This is a genomic window from Duganella sp. GW821-FHT01E12 (assembly GCF_059422325.1).
Genome location: NZ_JBWKWR010000008.1, coordinates 48,177 through 65,004, shown reverse-complemented (window position 1 = coordinate 65,004; position 16,828 = coordinate 48,177). Strand labels below are relative to the sequence as shown.

Below are 16,828 nucleotides of genomic sequence, written 5' to 3'. Positions count from 1 at the left end.
GGATTACTTGGCGTTGCGCGGCTTGGCGAAGGCGTCGCCGGCCTTCCACTCCGGCAGCTTGGCGCCGTTGGCGATCAGGCGGCCCAGGTTGAGCGTGTATTGCGCCGTCTGCACCATGCCCGACAGATCCCAGCTCGCATCGTACTCGTCGCTCACCTGGTGGTAGCGCTTGCCGTAGGCGTCGGCCTTGGCTTTCGAGCCGGCCGGGTCCTTGATGTACTCGCGGCCCGATTCGATCGAGAACGCCGGCACGCCGTTCTTGGCGAAGTTGAAGTGGTCGCTGCGGAAGTAGCCGCCCGCCAGGTCGGGCTCGGCCTCGGCGATGTGCATGCCCATGGCCTTGGCCGCCGTCTCGGCCAGCTTGCCCAATTCGGTGCGCTCGCTGCCCTGCGTGCCGATGTCGCGCGTGGCGCCGACGAAGTTCAGGCTGTCCAGGTTGAGATTGGCGGCGGTCTTGGCCAGCGGCCACAACGGCGCCGACGCGTAGGCCGCGCTGCCCAGCAGGCCCTGCTCTTCGGCCGCCACCCACAGGAACATCTGGCTGCGCTTGGCCGGCGCGCGCACCGCCTCCTGCGCCATCGCCAGCAGGGCCGCCGAGCCGGAGGCGTTGTCCACCGCGCCGTTGAAGATGGTGTCGGCCTTGGCCTCGCCGGCATCCCCTTGTTTGCCCAGGTGGTCCCAGTGCGCGCTGTAGATCACCACTTCATCCTTGAGCTTGGGATCGGTGCCCGGCACCACGGCCGCCACGTTGAACTGCTCGACCTTGCGCACGGCGGCCTTCATCTCGCCGCTCAGCCTGGCGGCCAGCGGCACCGGCTTGAAGTCCTTGCTTTCTGCGGCGCTGCGCAGCGCGTCGAGGTCCTGGCCGGCCGCCTTGAACAGCGCGCGCGCCGTGTCGTCGGTCATCCAGCCCTGCAGCTGCGTGCCCAGCGTACCCGACGCCAGTTGGAAGCGCTCCACGCCCGACCAGCTGTTCTGGATCACGCTCCAGCCATACGACGCGCTCGGCGTGGTATGGATCAGCAGCACGCCGGCGGCGCCCTGGCGCTGGGCTTCCTCGAACTTGTAGGTCCAGCGGCCGTAGTAGGTCAGGCCCTTGCCGTTGAAGCGGTTCGGCTGCGCGGCGGTCGGCTGCGGATCGTTGACCATCATCACCAGGATCTTGCCCTTGAGGTCCATGCCCTTGTAGTCGTTCCACTGCTCGTCCGGCGCGGTGATGCCGTAGCCGACGAACACCAGGCCGGCGTCGAAGCTGTGCGCGGCGGTGGCGTCGCCGGGCGCGAACACCCAGTCCTTGCCGAAGCTGACCGGCAGCGCCTGGCCGCCGGCCTCCAGTTTCAGCGTGCTCTCGCCCGGCTGCGTCTTGACGCCGGCGATCTGCACCGCCTGGCGGTAGCTGGCGCCGTTGCCGGGCCTGAGGCCCAGCGCCAGCGCCTGCGTTTCAAGATAGGCGACGGTCAGGTCGGCGCCGCGCTGGCCGGTGCCGCGGCCTTCCAGCACATCGCTGGAGAGGAAGGCGAGGTGGGCGCGCAGCGGAGCTTCCTTCACGGCGGCGGCGTTCTTGGCGCTGTCGGCGTGGGCGGGGAATGCCAGCGCCAGGCTGATGGCCAAGGCGGAGGCAACATAGGAGGGGGTCATTTTTTGCATGATTTCCTGGTACGTAAAGGGTCTGTCGTCAGGGGGGCGGCTACCAGCCGCGCCAGCATTGTATGCGAAGTCCGGCGGCGCCGCGGCAGGCAGCTTTGCGTCTCGGCCGTGACATTCAGAGAGTTTGTATATCCCTCGGCTCATTTATAGTAACAATCGGCCAATTTGTACAAAAAAGCCACGTGCCGCTCCGGCCATCCCCCCCATGTTCCCCACCAAATAGGAAATTATGAAGCTATTTTTGACTCCGATTATTTTATGCACCAGCCTTGGCTTTGCAATGCAGGCACAGGCCGGGCACAACGCGCAATACGTCTCCCAATCGGTCATGGACAGCACGGCGGCCAGCGCCAACTACACGGTCTCGGTCACGTTCAAGAATACCGGCACGACCGTCTGGACCGCCGGCCTGTTCCGCCTGGGCGAGCCGGCCAATACCTGGAACTGGCACACCACCCGGGTCGACCTGGCCCCCGGCGAAACCGTGCCGCCCGGAGCAAGCAAGACCTTCACCTTTCCGGTCAACGGCCCCTACACTGCCGCCAGCAAACTGCAACCGTTTAATTTCCAATGGCAGATGTTGAAGGAAGGCGAAGCCTGGTTCGGCGACAAATCGCCGAACGTGGTGGTCTATTCCATAGCCACGCCCGAGATCCGCACCAACTTCCCGCCGGCCGTGCCGCCGGCACCAGTGACGGCCGCGGATTTCGACTTCGATCACTTCCGTGGCGCCAACGTGCTGGAAAGCGCGACAACCCGCCCGGATGGCGTGCTGGGCTGGATTCCGACCGAAGCCCAGATGACGACCATTGCCCAATCGGCTCAGATCATGAATTTGAACGTGCTGCGCATGGCGGTCGCGATCCCCCTTAACGGCAGCAACACGGACGCCTTGTACACGGCCGTGAAAAAGGACCTGGACATCGCCATGAGCTATGGCTTGCGCGTGATCCTCGCGCTGGGCGGCTACGACAAATACAATGGCGCCTGCAGCTGGGAACAGGCCTACATTCACCTGGACCAAAGCGCGGCCAGCTTCATCCGCACGATGTACTCCCATCCTGCCGTCATGGCCTGGGATTTGAACAACGAGCCGCTGTGGTTCGCATCGACGCAAGACTGCCTGCCCAATATTTCCGATTACCAGAACGTGGTCGATGGCGTGCACGCGATGTACAACCTGGTGCGCGCCAACGATCCCTCCAACAAGCCAACCACCGTGGGCGACTCGCCGCTGCCGTTCATGCACTACTGGACGGATATCGAATCCTTCGCCTCCCCGCATCTGTACCAGACCAACATGCCGCAAATGGCCTACACCACCGAAGGCACCATGCGCCTGGCAAAGGCCGAGAGCGCTTCCTTGCCGATGATCGTGGGCGAATTCGGCTACCACGTGCCGGACCACGTCCCCGACGAAGCCGCCCAGGCGTCGGCGTACCGCGCCTACTTCAACGAACTGCAACGACAAAACGTGGGCAGCGCGTTCTGGAGCCTGTCGTTGAGCGACGACCAGCATCCCATGTCGCTGATCAATTCGGACGGCAGCCTGCGGCCGGCCGCCTATGTGGTTAAGTCCTACCACGAGATCGCGCGCAATTCGCACTACGTCACCCAGAACGTTCCGACCGCCATGAAGGCGGGGCAATCGTACAACGTCAGCCTCACGTTCAACAATACCGGCACCAATAACTGGGCGCTGGCGAATTACAAGCTCGGCACGCTGAATCCGATCGACAGCCTGTGGGGACCAAGCCGGATCGCACTCAACAGCGCGCCGGCCGAACTGATCAAGCCTGGTCAACAGAAACAGTTCAATTTCACGGTCAAGGCGCCGGCCCAGCCCGGCGCTTATACCTTCCAATGGCAAATGCTGCAGGATGGCGTGGCCTGGTTCGGAGAACCAAGCCAGAAGTTGACGATCACGGTGCAATGAGGATAGGCGCGTAGCAACGAGCCGCCGCGCGGCAAAGGCGGCGGCTCGTTTCGTTTACAATTTCGCCGATGAACAACCCCGCCCCCTACATCGGCCGCTTCGCGCCCTCGCCCACCGGCCCCCTGCATATCGGCTCGCTGGTGGCCGCCATCGCCAGCTATCTGGACGCCAAGGTCCACCACGGACTATGGCTGGTGCGCATCGAGGATGTCGACGGCGACCGCAACGTGGCCGGCGCGGACCAGCACATCCTGGCCTCGCTGCGCCGCTGCGGCATGCTGTGGGACGGCGACGTCACCTGGCAAAGCCGGCGCACCGCGCTGTATCAGCAGGCCGTGCAACAGCTGGGCGAGCTGGTCTACCCCTGCGGCTGCTCGCGCAAGGAGATCGCCGATTCGCAGCTGAGCCTGACCGGCCGCCAGGCGCAGGCGCTGATCTACCCCGGCACCTGCCGCCACGGCCTGGCGCCCGGCAAGAGCGCCCGCGCGCTGCGGCTGAAGGTGCCGCAGTCGCCGCACTGCGTGCTGCAATTCGACGACCGCTGGGCCGGCCCCGTCAGCCAGGACCTGACCGACGAGGTGGGCGACTTCGTCATCAAGCGCGCCGACGGCTTCTGGGCCTACCAGCTGGCCGTGGTGGTGGACGACGGCGCCCAGGGCGTGACCGACATCGTGCGCGGCGCCGACCTGCTCGACTCCACGCCGCGCCAACTCTACCTGCAACAGGTGCTGGGCCTGCCGCGCCCGAGCTATCTGCACGTGCCGGTGGTGGTGAACGAGCTGGGCGAAAAACTGTCCAAGCAGACCGGCGCCACCGCCTTCGACAACGGCGCCGCGCCGCAACAGCTGTTGCAGGACGCCATGCTGCCGGCCGCCCGCTTCCTCGGCATGGAGTTGCGGGCCGACAGCATCGACGCCTTCTGGCGCGACGCCGTGCCCGCCTGGGCGCAAGTTCTGCGGAATCTGCCGAAACCGCGCTAACCGCGATATCGATCAACAACGGCACAGGCGCGCGCGGCGCGAGCCGGTTTTTCATCTACACTGCTGCCATGGAAGTCGAACTCAAACTACTGCTCTCGCCCGCCGACAACGACCAGCTGCGCCGGCATCCGCTGCTCGCCGCGCACGCGCGCGGGCCGGTGCGCACGCAGCAGCTGTCGGCCCGCTACTTCGATACGCCGGACCTGCACCTGCTGCGCCACGGCGCCGGCCTGCGGGTGCGCAAGGTCGACGGCACCTGGATGCAGACCATGAAGGCCGGCGGCAGCGTGCAAAGCGGCCTGCATCAGCGCAACGAGTGGGAAGGCCCGGTCGACCGCGCCTGGCCGCGCCTGGGCAAGCTGCGCAAGCTGATCGGCGACGATCCGCCATGGCAGGAAGTGCTGGCCGCCGACGACCTCAAGACCCGGCTGGAAGCGCTGTTCCTGGTGGCGGTGGAGCGCGACACCTGGGATCTGGAGTTCGACGGCAGCCGGATCGAACTGGTGCTGGACCACGGCCACATCGAGCGCCAGGGCCGGCAAGTGCCGGTCAACGAAATCGAACTGGAATTGAAGGATGGCGACCCGGCCAGCCTGTTCGCCTTCGCGCTGCGATTGCAGGAGCAAATCCCGCTGCGCCTGAGCAACACCAACAAGGCCGAGCGCGGCTACATGTTGTGCCGCGAGACCGGCACCGCCCCCGTCCGCGCGGCCGCCGTGCAACTGGCGCCGGACGCCACGGCCGCCGAGGCGCGGCTGGAAATCCTCAACAACTGTCTGCAACACATCCAGCGCAACGAGGCCGCCGTCATCGAGGGCGACGACCCCGAAACCCTGCACCAGATGCGCGTCGGCGCGCGCCGCCTGCGTTCGGCGCTGAAGCTGTTCGAGCCGCTGGCGCCCTGCCCGCCCGCCATCGACGCGGACATCCGCTGGCTGGGCAAGGCGCTGGGCGCCGCGCGCGACTGGGACGTGCTGCTGGCGTCTACGCTGGCGCGGATCCAGGCCAGCCCGGGCGGGCCGCACAGTCTGCTGGACCTGCAAGCGCTGGCGCTCCAGGCCGCGCAGGCCGAGCGGCGCGCCGCGGCGCAGGCGCTGCTGTCGCAACGCTACACGCGCCTGTTGCTGGCGATGGGCCTGTGGATGCAGCAGCCGGCGGACGGCGAGGACGAGCCGGCCGCCGATTTCGCCAAGCGCACCGTGCAGCGGCTGCACAGGAAGCTGCTGAAGCGGTCGCGGCATATGGACGGGAGCGAACCGGAAACCATCCACGGCACCCGCATCGCCACCAAGCGCGCCCGCTACGCGCTGGAGTTCTTCCAATCGCTCTGTCATGGCAAGCGGGCGCACAGCTATCTGAAGACCTTGTCCGCGATCCAGGAGGAACTGGGGCGGCACAACGACCTGGTCATCGCCGACCGGCTGCTGCGGGAACTGGCCCGGCAGGACGCCGCCGCCCCCATCCAGTTCGCGCGCGGCTACCTGCAGGCGCTGCAGGCCACGCAGCCACCCGACCTGGCTGCGCTCCAGGCCGGACTGCACGCCTTGCGGCTGCCCTAGCGGCCGGGCCTAGCGCGAAATCGGACGATGCAGGGATTCCACCGTCCAGGTCAGCGTGGCGGGGCAAGCCGCGTGCTGTATCGCCTCCAGCGCCGCGTCGGCGTCGGCATTGGCCTGCTCGTACTGCTTGACGCCGGCGATTTTGAAATGCAGCTGCGGCATGGCGGAACTGGCGGTCTTGGACAGGGTCGGGAGGAAACCGCGTTCGGCCAGTATTTTGCGGCACGGTTCGATGTCGTTCAAGCGCTCCGACTCCAGCGCGATCCTGAGCAGCCAGTTGACGGCATAGCCGCGCGCGGCCTCCTCCGGCACCGGGCGCATCAGGTCCGACGGCACGGTGGTGGCGGCCGCCGCCAGCGGAACGCTCAACAACAGGGTAGACGCAATTTGACGCAACATCGGCATTCCTCGGGAGACGTTAAAGCGTCATGTTAGCAGGATAGGATACAGGCTGCCGACCAGCAGCAAGGCCATCACCAGGTTGAAGATGCGCACCGAGCGCGCGTCCTGCAACACGCGCCGCATCGCCACGCCGAACAGCGCCCACGAGCCGACGCAGAAGATCCCGATCACGCCGAACACGCCGGCCAGCATGGCCACGTCCAGCGTCTTGAAGCCCGGCGGCAGGTAGGTGGTCAGCGCGCCGACCGCCATCACCCAGGCCTTGGGATTGATCCACTGGAAGGCCGCCGCGCCGAAAAAACTCATCGGCCGGGACAGGCCGGCCTGCTCGGCGCTCATCGGCGCGGCATGGGCCAGCTTCCACGCCAGCCACAGCAGGTACAGCGCGCCGGCGTACTTCAGGATCACCTGCAGCATCGGCGCCTGCTCGAACACCGCGTGCAGGCCCAGGCCGGTGGCAAAGATCATGAAGGCAAAGCCGCAGCAGATGCCGAACAGATGCGGCAGCGAGCGCGTGAAGCCGTAGTTCAGGCCCGAGGCCAGCATCATGGCGTTGTTCGGCCCGGGCGTGATGGTGCTGATGGTGGCGAAGGTACACAAGGGGAACAACAGATCGGGGGACATAGGCGAATCCGGTGGCGGGAAGGAGCAGCCATTGTATTGGACTCACACTCAACTGTACCAGTACACTTACGCAAGAACTGTGCGCAAGTGTATTGGCCGTTCGACCGATACGACTCGCCTTTGCCGCAAAGCTAATAGGCGACGTCTTCCAGCCGGTAACGAAATTTTCTGCGCTCCGGCAAGTCCCAACCGGGCTCGCGGTCGGCGTTACGCGATGGCGCGGTGGATGCGGGCGCGGCCTGTGGCTCGGGTGACGCCGGCGCCGATGCGACAGGCAGGGGAGGCGCAGCGGTGGGGACGGACATGATCGGAGCGCCCGGCGGGGCGGCAGGCGTTGCCGCGGACGCCTTCGCGGCGGCGATCAGTTCGTCGCGCAGGCGGCGCGCTGATTTGAAGGTCTTGTCGCCCGGGCGGCGAACGTATAAATCCTGCCATGCATTACGTGTCGAACGGGCGAACGACTGCGCGAACTGGTTAGGCGAAACGGCGCGGCCATTGTGGATGATCTGGTCGCCTTCGACGCGCGCGTAGTTGTTTTCACCGTAGCTCCACGATTTCAACACGGTGCCTTCGGGGAGGAACAGGGATTTCCATTGGTAGCCGTGCAGGCCCGACGGGTCCGCGCCCGGCTCGAATCGGGCCGGGTCCGACAGCCAGCATTCGATGGCCTGGGCCATGGCTTGCGACAGGTCTTGCGAGCCGCCACGGCGGCGCAGTTTCTCGATCAGCTTGAGCAGGGTATCGGTGGGCAGTTGCACGCTCATTGTGGTATTCATTCGATTTCCCCCCCTATTTTCTTCGGCCTTTTCATATTTAGACCGGGAAGTCCGGGAATAGTTCAAAGCTTGAAAAAATCGAAGAAAATCGAACAAAAAATCGAAGGTTTGCTAGAAGGAGCGCGGAGGAGCACCCCGAGTACATACTCTCGCGCCTGTGCTTGCTCAAACGCCGCCTGCGCGGGCCCGCCCTTCAAACTTTGCGCTTGCCCTGGCGGCCCAGCAGCTTGTAGAAGCTCTCCAGCTCGCGCCGCACCAGGTCCTGGCCGTTCTCGATCACGAAATCCTGGAACGCCGCCGCCACCTTGGGGATGGGCTGGCCGCTCAGGTGCATGATGTGCCAGTCCGCCTCCACCGGGCTCTCGTGCATCGGCAGCACCGCCAGCAGGCCGGCCTCGAACTCCAGGCCGCAGGCGTGCACCGACAGGAAGCCCAGCCCCAGCCCGGCCGACACCATGCGCTTGATCGCCTCGTTGCTCGACACCTCGGAACCGAATTCCAGCGGATGCCCCGCCTCGCGCAGCAGCTTCTCCACCGCCGTGCGCGTGCCCGAACCGCGCTCGCGCACCAGCAGGTTGGCGGCCATCACGTCGTTGAGCGTGATCTTTTTCTTCTTCATCAGCGGATGCGCGGGGCTGGCCACAAACGCCATCGGATGGCGGGCGAACTTGGCGGCGTTGGTGCGCAGCTCGCGCGGCGGCGTGCCCATGATGGCCAGCTCGATCTCGTGGCGCGCCAGCATCTGCACGATCTCCGCCCGGTTCCCCACCTGCAGCTTGAGGCGCACGTCGGGCCGCTTCATCGTGAACGGCACCAGCAACGGCGGCAGCAGGTGCTCCGCCGTGGTCACCGCGCCGATGCGCAGCGTACCGCTGGTGACGCCCTCCAGCGCGGCCAGTTCGTCGCTGGCCTGCTCCCACAGGCGCAGGATGCGTTCGGAGAACTCCACCATCACCTCCCCGGCCGCAGTCAGCTGGATGTTGCGGCCCACCTTGCGCGTCAGCGGAATGCCGGCGATCTCCTCCAGTGTGCGGATTTGCAACGAAACCGCGGGCTGCGTGACGTGCAGCGCGTCCGCCGCGCGCGACACGCTCTCGTGGCGCGCCACCAGTATCAGCGCCTGCAGCTGGCGAAAGCTGGCTGGATACATAAGCTTTTCCTTATCAATTATCGAATATGTTTAATTTTTCTTTTGTTCATTGTACCCGTATATTCATAATCATCTGACATCGTTTTAAGCGAGACCGACATGAGCATCGACGTGATCTTCCTGGGCCTGGACGGCGTACTGTTCGACACCGAAGCGCTGCACCTTGCAGCCTGCAACGCGGCGTTCGCCAACGCCGGCCTGTCGGTACGCTGGACGCTGCCGGCGCTGCGCGCAGCGGCCGCCACCCACGGCTACGCCCGCGCCATCGGTTCCGCCATCGCCTGCGAGCTGCTCTCGCGCGACAAGGCCCGCGTGGCCGAACTGTTCGCCGACAAGCACCGCCAGTTCCACCAGGCGATCAGCGCCCAGCCGCCCAAGGCCCTGCCGGCCGCGCTGGCCCTGATCGACGACGCGCTCAACGACGGCTGCAAGATCTGCGTGCTGACCGACCTGCCGGCGCCCGCCACCTCGGCGCTGCTGAGCGGCTGCTTCGGCGCCGACGTCAACAGCCTGTTCGCGGTGGTCACCGGCGGCGCCAATTTCGACGGCCCGGCGGGCACCGGCCCGTATGCCCGCGCGCTGAACGCCATGAGCGTGTCGCCGCAGGACGCGATCGCCATCGACACCGCCGTGCCGGGCCTGCGCGCCGCCGGGGAGGCTGGCCTGTGGACCGTCTCGGTGGCCCCGTACGGCAACGACGTGGTGCGGCCACGCCAGTTCATCACCTACGACGCGCTGCGCGAGCTGCGTTCAAGTCCCTACACGCCGGACCAGCGCGCCAAGCACGAACTGGCCGCGTAGGGCGATGCGGCCGCAGAGCCGCAGCACAGATTTCTTAACTATCTGGAGGCGCAATATGGAAACCATCGTCATCGTAGGAGGCGGTGCGGGCGGACTCGAACTCGCAACCCGCTTGGGCGACACGCTCGGCGCCCGCAAGCGCGCCCGCATCCTGCTGGTAGACCGCTATCCCGGCCACTTCTGGAAGCCTTTGCTGCACACGGTCGCTTCCGGCAAATGCGATCCCCGCGTGGAGGAACTATCCTTCCCGGCCCAGGCGGTCGAACATGATTTCGAATTCGTGCAGGGCGAAGTGCTGTGCATGGACCGCGCCCACCAAACGGTCACGCTGGCGCCAAGGGGCGGCTTCAACGCGGACAACGGCGGCGCCGGCGTATGCCGCACCATCGCCTACGACAAGCTGGTGCTGGCCCTGGGCGCCATCACCAATTTCTACAACGTGCCCGGCGCCGCCGAACACGCGCTCACGCTCGACAACGTGGACGACGCCGAGTCCTTCCGCCGCCGCTTCATCGACGCCTGCATCAAGGCCGGCGAGCAGGGAACCCAGGTGAACGTGGTCATCGTCGGCGGCGGCGCCACCGGCGTCGAACTGGCGGCGGAACTGAGCAACAGCGCCCGCGCGCTGGCCGCCTACCGCGTGCACACGCTGAACCCGGAAACCGACATCCGCATCAGCGTCGTCGAACGCGGCCAGCACCTGCTGCCGCAACTGCATCCGCAGCAGGCCAACCGCGCCGCGCGCGAGTTGCGCGCGCTCGGCATCGAGGTGCTGACCGGCACCGCCGTCGCCGAGGTGACGCCGGACGCCGTGATCGACGCCGCCGGCAACGCCCACCGCGCCGACCTGACCCTGTGGGCGGCCGGCGTGGAAGCGCCGCAGCTGTGCGCCACGTTTGGACTGGCCGTCAACAATCTGCGCCAGATTATTGTCGATTCGAGCCTGTGCTCGGCCAACGACAGCCAGGTGTACGCGCTGGGCGACTGCGCCAGCTACGTCTGCCCGATCCGGGGCGCGGCGCCGCCGCGCGCGCAGGTGGCGCACCAGCAGGCGATGTTCCTGGCCGACCTGCTGGCGCGCCGCAACGGCACGCCGCGTCCGGACTTCCGCTACCACGACTACGGCTCGCTCGTTTCGCTGGGGCCGCAGACCGCCGTGGGCGTGCTGACCGGCGCCATCACCGGCAAGAGCATCCGCGTGGCCGGCGCCACGGCGAGCCTGCTGTATCAGCTGCTGTACCAGAAGCACCTGCTTAATCTGCACGGCACCGCGCGCGTCGCCACCCAGGCGCTGGTCGACTGGCTGCGCGCGAAAATTCAGCCGCCGGTGAAGCTGTCGTGAGGAGTTATCGCCGTATAATGCGGTGATGACTACCTTAACCTCGTTAAGCAAAAACAGCCCGGCAGCGCCGCCGCCGGCAGCGGTGGCGCTGCCGGGCATTTCGTCGGCCAACGCAGTCGCCGCCGGCGCCGCGCCGGCCGCCTCGCCGGCCGCGGTGGTGACGCTCAGCGGCGGCGCGCAGAGCGCCGACGGCGCCGCGCGCGCGCCGCTGGTGTGGGAGCGCAGCGGCAAGGACGCCGTCTCCGCCCTCGTCGCCCGCAACTACAACTACCTGCCGGCCACCAGCAGTTTCAAGAACCTGGGCGCGGCCCTGCTGGAGCGCTTCAAGGCCGATGGTTCCGACTTCTCGCAATCGCTGCAGCAAGCGCCGCCTGACGCGCGCGCCGGCACCTACGACGCGCTGCTGTACGCGCAACTGCCGCCGCTGCACCGCGTCGGCGACGACCAGGCCGGCCTGACCGTCACCACCAAAAGCGGCGTCAAGGTCGCCCTGGCGCTGGACAGCTCGGACAAGGGCATCGCCGTGCAGGTGCAAAGCAGCGGCAAGCTCGGTGACGACGAACGCGCGGCGCTGGCCGGCCTGGCGACCGCCTTTCAAAAAGCGATCGACGGCCTGGCCGCCGTGCCGCCGAAAATCGACCTGGCCGGCCTGACCGGATTCGACCCGTCGGTGCTGGCGTCGGTGGACCTGCGCTCGACGCTCAAGCTGAACGAAACCGACACGCAGCAGCTGGACTTCCATGCCGACGCCAAACAGCGCACCGTGCGCTTCAACGGCCCGGCCGGCGAAGCGAAGATCAGCGTGGACCTGAGCCAGCCCGCGGGCTGGGGCAGCAAGGAGCAGCAGGCCAAGGCGCTGGCCAACTACCTGCGCCAGTTCGACCAGGCCAGCATGCGCGGCCACGGCGACGCCGAGCTGGCAGGCCTGTTCAAGGACGCGGTCAGCGAGATGCACAGCAACTACGGCCAGCCGCCGGCCGCGCCGTCGCAGCGGATCACGCTGGCCGACCAGGACCACGCCATGCTCACCGGCCTGGCCGACTTCAGCGCCTCGCTCACGCAGACCGAAACCTCGCCCAATCCGCTGCGTCCCGGCGAGCATGACACCTTCGACTACCAGACCTCGCAAAGCACCAGCGTGCAAGGCCGCACGCAGCTGGACCGTTCGATATCGCAGCAGCAGCAAGCGCAGCTCAAGGCCAGCTTCCACCTGCCCATCAAGCCGGGCGGCATACTGGACCTGATGATCGATCCGGCCACGCAGAACTACAACTACCTGACGGTCGACGACAGCGCCAGCAGCACCGCCGCGCTGGCGTACGACGAGGGCGCGCTGTCCAAGGCCACGCTGGAGCAGTCGGCCAGCCAGTCCACGCGCACCGTCAAATACCTGATGGACAAGGTGGTCGAGGACTACACCGTGCCGTTCAACGCGGCCCACACGCGCGACCTGCTGGCCATGCTGGCGCCGAAGGTCAAGCCCGACGCCGATCAACGCCGCCGCACGCTGGACGCGGTCAACCAGATGATCTTCCTGCAACCGGAACCAGGCTCCATCCCCAAATGACACCAGAATCCACCGTGCTGATGGCGGCCTACAACGCCTCGATGAACCAGAAGATGTACGCCACGGCGGCGCTGCTGCCGCCGGCGGAACTGACGGCCGACCGCAAGGCCTTCTTCGGCTCCATCCTCGGCACCATGAACCACCTGCTGGCCGCCGACACCATCTGGCTGCGCCGCTTCGCCACCCATCCGGCGCGCTTCGCCGCGCTGGCGCCGATGCTGGACGCGCCGCAGCCGTCCGGCCTGACGCACAGCTTCGGCGCCGACCTGCCGTCGCTGCTGGCGCACCGCCAGCGCCTGGACGCCATCGTCACGCAATGGGCGCCGCAGGTGAGCGCGGACCACCTGGCGCACACGATGGAATACCGCAGCACGAAGGGCGACCTGTATCGCAAGCACTTCGGCAGCCTGGTACAGCACTTCTTCAACCACCAGACCCACCATCGCGGCCAGGTCAGCACCCTGCTCACGCAGGCGGGCGTGGACATCGGCGTCACCGATCTGCTGGCGATGGTGCCCGACCTCGAAGCGCCATGAAGATCGCCGTCTACAGCGCCCAGCCCTACGACCGCCGCTTCCTCGACGAGGCGCGCCTGCAACACGCACACGCGGTGGACGCGGCCTACTTCTCCGACCCGCTGACGCTCGACACCGTGCCGCTGGCGCAGGGCTGCGCCGCCGTCTGCGTGTTCGTCAACGACCAGCTGGACGCCGCGGTGCTGCGGGCGCTGCACGCGCTGGGCGTGCGCGCCGTGCTGCTGCGCTGCGCCGGCTTCAACAACGTCGACCTGCGCGCCGCGGCGAGCCTCGGCCTGTTCATGGCGCGGGTGCCGGCCTACGCGCCGGAAGCGGTGGCCGAACACGCGCTGGCGCTGGCGATGACGCTCAACCGCCACACCCACCGCGCCTACGCGCGCGTCCGCGAGGGCAACTTCGCGCTGGACGGCCTGCTCGGCATGACGCTGCACGGCAAGACGGTGGGCATCGTCGGCGCCGGCCAGATCGGCACGGCGGCGGCGCGCATCTTCAAGGGCCTGGGCTGCGCGGTGCTGGTCAGCGATCCGGCGCCGACGCCGCAGCTGGACGGCGTGGCCACGCGCGCCAGCCTGGACGAACTGCTGGCCGCGTCGGACATCATCTCCCTGCATTGCCCGCTGCTGGACGCCACGCGCCACATGATCAACGCCGCCAGCCTGGCACGCATGAAGCCCGGCGCGATGCTGGTCAACACCTCGCGCGGCGCGCTGATCGACACCGCCGCCGTGATCGCCGCGCTCAAGTCGCGCCAACTGGGCGCGCTGGCGATCGACGTCTACGAGCAGGAGGCCAGCCTGTTCTTCCACGACCACTCCAGCGACATCATCGCCGACGACGTGTTCCAGCGCCTGATGACCTTCCCCAACGTGCTGGTCACCGGCCACCAGGGCTTCTTCACCATCGAGGCGATGCGCGAGATCGCCGCCGCCACCTTCGACAACCTGGCCTGCCACATGAACGGCACGCCGTGCGCCAACCTGCTGCCGGTCAGCTCGTGACGGGCAGCGTCAGGATGAAGCGGGTGCCGGCGCCAAGCTCGCTCTCGACGTCGATCTTGCCGCGCAGGACGCCGTACACGATGTTGTAGACGATGTTCAGGCCCAGGCCCGAGCCGCCCTTTCCCAGCTTGGTGGTGAAGAAGGGATCGTAGATGCGGCCCATGTTCTCCGGCGCGATGCCGGAACCGTTGTCGCTGATGACCACCTGCACCCGCTCCGCGTCGAGCATGCGGGCGCTGAGCAGGATCTCGCCCTCGCTGCGGCCCTCGAAGGCGTGCGTCAGCGCGTTGTTGATCAAGTTGATCAGCACCTGCCCGAACGGCCCCGGATAGCTCTTCATCTGTATCGTCGGCGGGATGTCCTGGCGCACCGTGAAGCCGCTCTTCTTGAACGTCGGCAGCAGCAGCAACAGGATCTCGTTGGCCAGGTCGCACAGCAGGAACTCGCGGCACTGCGAGGTGGTGCGGTCCACCGCCACCTGCTTGAAGCTCGACACCAGGTCCACCGCCCGGTGCAGATTGCGCAGCACGATCTCGCCGCCGTTGGCGACGTCGTTGACGAAGGCCTGCAGCGTCGAGCGCTTCATGCCCTCGGCGGTCAGGCGGGTGAAGGCGCGGGTCTGGTCGATCAGCGTGCTGACCGCCAGCAGGCTGTTGCCGATCGGCGTATTGAGCTCGTGCGCCACGCCCGCCACCAGCGACCCCAGCGCCGCCAGCTTCTCGCTGCGCACCAGTTCATCCTGCGCGTGGCGCAGCGTCTCCAGCGATTCGGCCAGCTCCTTGTTGGCCTCCACCATCTGCGCGGTGCGCAGCTGCACCAGCTCCTCGAGCTTGTCGCGGTACTGGATCAGCTCCACCTCGCTCTTCTTGCGGTCGGTGATGTCGGTCGAGATGCCGCCCATGGCCCAGGTCACGCCCTGCTCGTCGCGCAGGCAGAATTTTTCCGAGATATAGGTGCGCACCACGCCCTCGGCATCCGGCACGCCCTCCTCGTAGATGTAGGAATGGGTGGACTCCAGCGCGCGGCGGTCGCCCTCGCGTATCACCTGCACCGTGTCGTCGTCGAAGATGTCGGCGTCCCGGTGGCCGATCGGGTCGGGCGCGCCCGGCGGCAGCACCTGGCGCAGGCGCTGGTTGACCATCAGGTAGCGCCCCTCCAGATCCTTGACGTAGATGACGGCCGAGGACTTGTCGGCGATATTGGTCAGCAGCGACTGGCTCACCCGCAGCGCGGCGTCGCGCGCGGCCACCGTGGCGAGCATGGTGTTGAAGGCGGCCGACAGCCGCCCCACCTCGTCGTTGGAGAAGTGCGGCGCGCGCAGGTCGTAGCGCTGCTCGCGCGTGACCTGGTCGGCCACCTTCGACAGTGCCACCAGCGGCTGCGTCACCAGCCGGCGCAGCCCGACCGCCTGCAGCGCGCCGCCGATCAGCAGCGTCATCATCACCACCGCCAGCACCAGGCCGTACTTGCTCAGGCGCTCGGCCAGCGGCTGCAGCGCGTACTCCACCTGCAGCGAGCCGACCTGCTCGTGCTGGAAGCGCACCGGCGCCAGCATCGACAGGAAGTCGCCGTGGAAGCTGTGGCCCGACGGCGCCATCTCCTCCGGCCAGGCGCAGCGCGCCGCGCCGCGCCGCGCGTAGCTGGCGAAGGGCTGGTGCCGGGCGTCGAACAGGCAGGCGCTGTCGATGTCCGGCGTGCCGCGCAGCGCCGCCAGCGTGCGGGTGGCGGCGCTGCGGTCGCCGAAGTTCAGGTCGACGTCGAGGTTGAGCGAGACCAGGTCCATGCGGCTGGCCAGGTCCTGCACCAGCCGCACCCGCACCACGCTCAGGTCATAGGCGACCAGCGCCGCCAGCGCCACCAGCATGGCCGCCAGCGCCGTCAGCAGCGCGACGATCAGCAGCTTGCGCTGCAAGGCCAGGTCGTGCCAGCGGTGGGGGATCACGCTCACTTGGCGTCTCCGCCGACCACCCGTTCGGCCAGCGCCAGCATGCGGGGATTGAGGCCGACGCCGGAATGCTTGGCCGCCGTCAGGTTCACTTCGAAACGGATGCTGCCGTCCACCAGCAGCATGTTGATCATGCCGCCGTCGGCCAGGAAGGAGGCCGAGTCGCCGATGGTGAGGATGGCCTGCTCGCGCATGCGGGTCAGCCACGCGCTCTGGCGGCTGCGCTCGGGCAGCGCCAGGTAGACCGCGTGACAGGCTTCGGTGTCCTCCACGCGGCTGACGATGCGCAGTTCCAGCGGATGGCTGCCGGCCGCGCGCTTCTGCAGCTGGCGCGCCATGTCGGCCGCGCCGGCGCCCACCATGCACACCACCAGCGGCGCGTGCGGCTCGGCCAGCACCGGCGCCGGCCAGCTGGCGTAGCGGGTGAAGTTGAGGATGTAGGCGGCCTTGACCTGCTGCTCGGGCATGGCCTGCTCGGCACGCACGGAAACGCCGCCCAGGGCCGCCAGCTGGCAGGCCAGAACGGCCAGCATCCGGTATGCCACGGTGCCCTGTCGTTTCATCG

At 67.4% G+C, this 16,828-nt stretch carries 15 protein-coding genes; 8 read left to right on the top strand and 7 right to left on the bottom strand.

All coding sequences use genetic code 11. From position 1 onward, the window contains the following. Positions 1-3 precede the first annotated feature (3 nt). A complete protein-coding gene (locus AC07WS_RS21235) occupies positions 4-1,647 on the bottom strand; it encodes a M28 family peptidase (RefSeq protein ID WP_494731005.1) in 1,644 nt (547 codons plus the stop codon). A gap of 280 nt (positions 1,648-1,927) precedes the next feature. Here AC07WS_RS21235 and AC07WS_RS21230 point away from each other — a divergent pair, with 280 nt between their 5' ends. From AC07WS_RS21230 to AC07WS_RS21220, 3 genes are all read left to right on the top strand, one after another. Then, positions 1,928-3,583, top strand: coding sequence for an NBR1-Ig-like domain-containing protein (locus AC07WS_RS21230; RefSeq protein WP_494731004.1), 1,656 nt, complete (start codon positions 1,928-1,930; stop codon positions 3,581-3,583). A 68-nt stretch (positions 3,584-3,651) separates the two neighbouring features. Beyond that, positions 3,652-4,563: a tRNA glutamyl-Q(34) synthetase GluQRS gene (gene gluQRS / locus AC07WS_RS21225; RefSeq protein WP_494731003.1), complete on the top strand. Its 912-nt coding sequence runs from the start codon at positions 3,652-3,654 to the stop codon at positions 4,561-4,563. 68 nt (positions 4,564-4,631) lie between these two features. Further along, entirely contained in the window at positions 4,632-6,122 is a 1,491-nt protein-coding gene (locus AC07WS_RS21220; RefSeq protein WP_494731002.1) for a CYTH and CHAD domain-containing protein, read from the top strand. A gap of 9 nt (positions 6,123-6,131) precedes the next feature. Here the strand turns inward: AC07WS_RS21220 and AC07WS_RS21215 are convergent, their stop codons facing one another. From AC07WS_RS21215 to AC07WS_RS21200, 4 genes are all read right to left on the bottom strand, one after another. Then, positions 6,132-6,521: a hypothetical protein gene (locus tag AC07WS_RS21215; protein WP_494731001.1), complete on the bottom strand. Its 390-nt coding sequence runs from the start codon at positions 6,519-6,521 to the stop codon at positions 6,132-6,134. A 27-nt stretch (positions 6,522-6,548) separates the two neighbouring features. Next, complete coding sequence (locus AC07WS_RS21210; protein WP_494731000.1) at positions 6,549-7,148, bottom strand: LysE family translocator; 600 nt, start codon at positions 7,146-7,148, stop codon at positions 6,549-6,551. A 131-nt stretch (positions 7,149-7,279) separates the two neighbouring features. Continuing rightward, the gene (locus AC07WS_RS21205; RefSeq protein WP_494730999.1) at positions 7,280-7,924 is read right to left on the bottom strand and encodes a hypothetical protein; all 645 of its coding nucleotides are present in this window, start codon (positions 7,922-7,924) and stop codon (positions 7,280-7,282) included. Positions 7,925-8,117: 193 nt separating this feature from the next. Beyond that, positions 8,118-9,074: a LysR family transcriptional regulator gene (locus tag AC07WS_RS21200; RefSeq protein ID WP_494730998.1), complete on the bottom strand. Its 957-nt coding sequence runs from the start codon at positions 9,072-9,074 to the stop codon at positions 8,118-8,120. A 99-nt stretch (positions 9,075-9,173) separates the two neighbouring features. Between AC07WS_RS21200 and AC07WS_RS21195 the strand changes: the two genes are divergently transcribed. Genes AC07WS_RS21195 through AC07WS_RS21175 form a run of 5 tightly spaced genes read left to right on the top strand, consistent with a single transcriptional unit; the run spans position 9,174 to position 14,318 of the window. After that, the gene (locus AC07WS_RS21195; RefSeq protein WP_494730997.1) at positions 9,174-9,875 is read left to right on the top strand and encodes an HAD family hydrolase; all 702 of its coding nucleotides are present in this window, start codon (positions 9,174-9,176) and stop codon (positions 9,873-9,875) included. Positions 9,876-9,930: 55 nt separating this feature from the next. Next, positions 9,931-11,217, top strand: a complete 1,287-nt coding sequence (locus AC07WS_RS21190; protein ID WP_494730996.1) for an NAD(P)/FAD-dependent oxidoreductase — start codon at positions 9,931-9,933, stop codon at positions 11,215-11,217. A gap of 25 nt (positions 11,218-11,242) precedes the next feature. Then, positions 11,243-12,784 carry a hypothetical protein gene (locus AC07WS_RS21185; protein ID WP_494730995.1) on the top strand — a complete coding sequence of 514 codons (1,542 nt, stop codon included), beginning with the start codon at positions 11,243-11,245 and terminating at the stop codon, positions 12,782-12,784. After that, complete coding sequence (locus AC07WS_RS21180; RefSeq protein ID WP_494730994.1) at positions 12,781-13,320, top strand: DinB family protein; 540 nt, start codon at positions 12,781-12,783, stop codon at positions 13,318-13,320. Before AC07WS_RS21185 ends, AC07WS_RS21180 begins: the two co-directional genes overlap by 4 nt. Next, positions 13,317-14,318 (top strand): 2-hydroxyacid dehydrogenase, encoded by a 1,002-nt coding sequence (locus tag AC07WS_RS21175; RefSeq protein WP_494730993.1) that lies wholly within the window; start codon positions 13,317-13,319, stop codon positions 14,316-14,318. Before AC07WS_RS21180 ends, AC07WS_RS21175 begins: the two co-directional genes overlap by 4 nt. Here the strand turns inward: AC07WS_RS21175 and AC07WS_RS21170 are convergent. Together AC07WS_RS21170 and AC07WS_RS21165 are read right to left on the bottom strand one after the other, a co-directional pair. Continuing rightward, positions 14,308-16,266, bottom strand: a complete 1,959-nt coding sequence (locus AC07WS_RS21170; RefSeq protein ID WP_494730992.1) for an ATP-binding protein — start codon at positions 16,264-16,266, stop codon at positions 14,308-14,310. The genes AC07WS_RS21175 and AC07WS_RS21170 overlap by 11 nt on opposite strands. Then, complete coding sequence (locus AC07WS_RS21165) at positions 16,263-16,826, bottom strand: TOL_0243 family YfiR-like periplasmic protein (RefSeq protein ID WP_494730991.1); 564 nt, start codon at positions 16,824-16,826, stop codon at positions 16,263-16,265. The genes AC07WS_RS21170 and AC07WS_RS21165 overlap by 4 nt, the downstream gene beginning before the upstream one ends. Between the last annotated feature and the right edge of the window lie 2 nt (positions 16,827-16,828).

Excerpts from the sequence above, each read along its gene's own strand:
- AC07WS_RS21235 (WP_494731005.1), bottom strand. The coding sequence starts at position 1,647 with ATGCAAAAAATGACCCCCTCCTATGTTGCCTCCGCCTTGGCCATCAGC.
- AC07WS_RS21230 (WP_494731004.1), top strand. The coding sequence starts at position 1,928 with ATGCAGGCACAGGCCGGGCACAACGCGCAATACGTCTCCCAATCGGTC.
- gluQRS (WP_494731003.1), top strand. The coding sequence starts at position 3,652 with ATGAACAACCCCGCCCCCTACATCGGCCGCTTCGCGCCCTCGCCCACC.
- AC07WS_RS21220 (WP_494731002.1), top strand. The coding sequence starts at position 4,632 with ATGGAAGTCGAACTCAAACTACTGCTCTCGCCCGCCGACAACGACCAG.
- AC07WS_RS21215 (WP_494731001.1), bottom strand. The coding sequence starts at position 6,521 with ATGTTGCGTCAAATTGCGTCTACCCTGTTGTTGAGCGTTCCGCTGGCG.
- AC07WS_RS21210 (WP_494731000.1), bottom strand. The coding sequence starts at position 7,148 with ATGTCCCCCGATCTGTTGTTCCCCTTGTGTACCTTCGCCACCATCAGC.
- AC07WS_RS21205 (WP_494730999.1), bottom strand. The coding sequence starts at position 7,924 with ATGAATACCACAATGAGCGTGCAACTGCCCACCGATACCCTGCTCAAG.
- AC07WS_RS21200 (WP_494730998.1), bottom strand. The coding sequence starts at position 9,074 with ATGTATCCAGCCAGCTTTCGCCAGCTGCAGGCGCTGATACTGGTGGCG.
- AC07WS_RS21195 (WP_494730997.1), top strand. The coding sequence starts at position 9,174 with ATGAGCATCGACGTGATCTTCCTGGGCCTGGACGGCGTACTGTTCGAC.
- AC07WS_RS21190 (WP_494730996.1), top strand. The coding sequence starts at position 9,931 with ATGGAAACCATCGTCATCGTAGGAGGCGGTGCGGGCGGACTCGAACTC.
- AC07WS_RS21185 (WP_494730995.1), top strand. The coding sequence starts at position 11,243 with ATGACTACCTTAACCTCGTTAAGCAAAAACAGCCCGGCAGCGCCGCCG.
- AC07WS_RS21180 (WP_494730994.1), top strand. The coding sequence starts at position 12,781 with ATGACACCAGAATCCACCGTGCTGATGGCGGCCTACAACGCCTCGATG.
- AC07WS_RS21175 (WP_494730993.1), top strand. The coding sequence starts at position 13,317 with ATGAAGATCGCCGTCTACAGCGCCCAGCCCTACGACCGCCGCTTCCTC.
- AC07WS_RS21165 (WP_494730991.1), bottom strand. The coding sequence starts at position 16,826 with ATGAAACGACAGGGCACCGTGGCATACCGGATGCTGGCCGTTCTGGCC.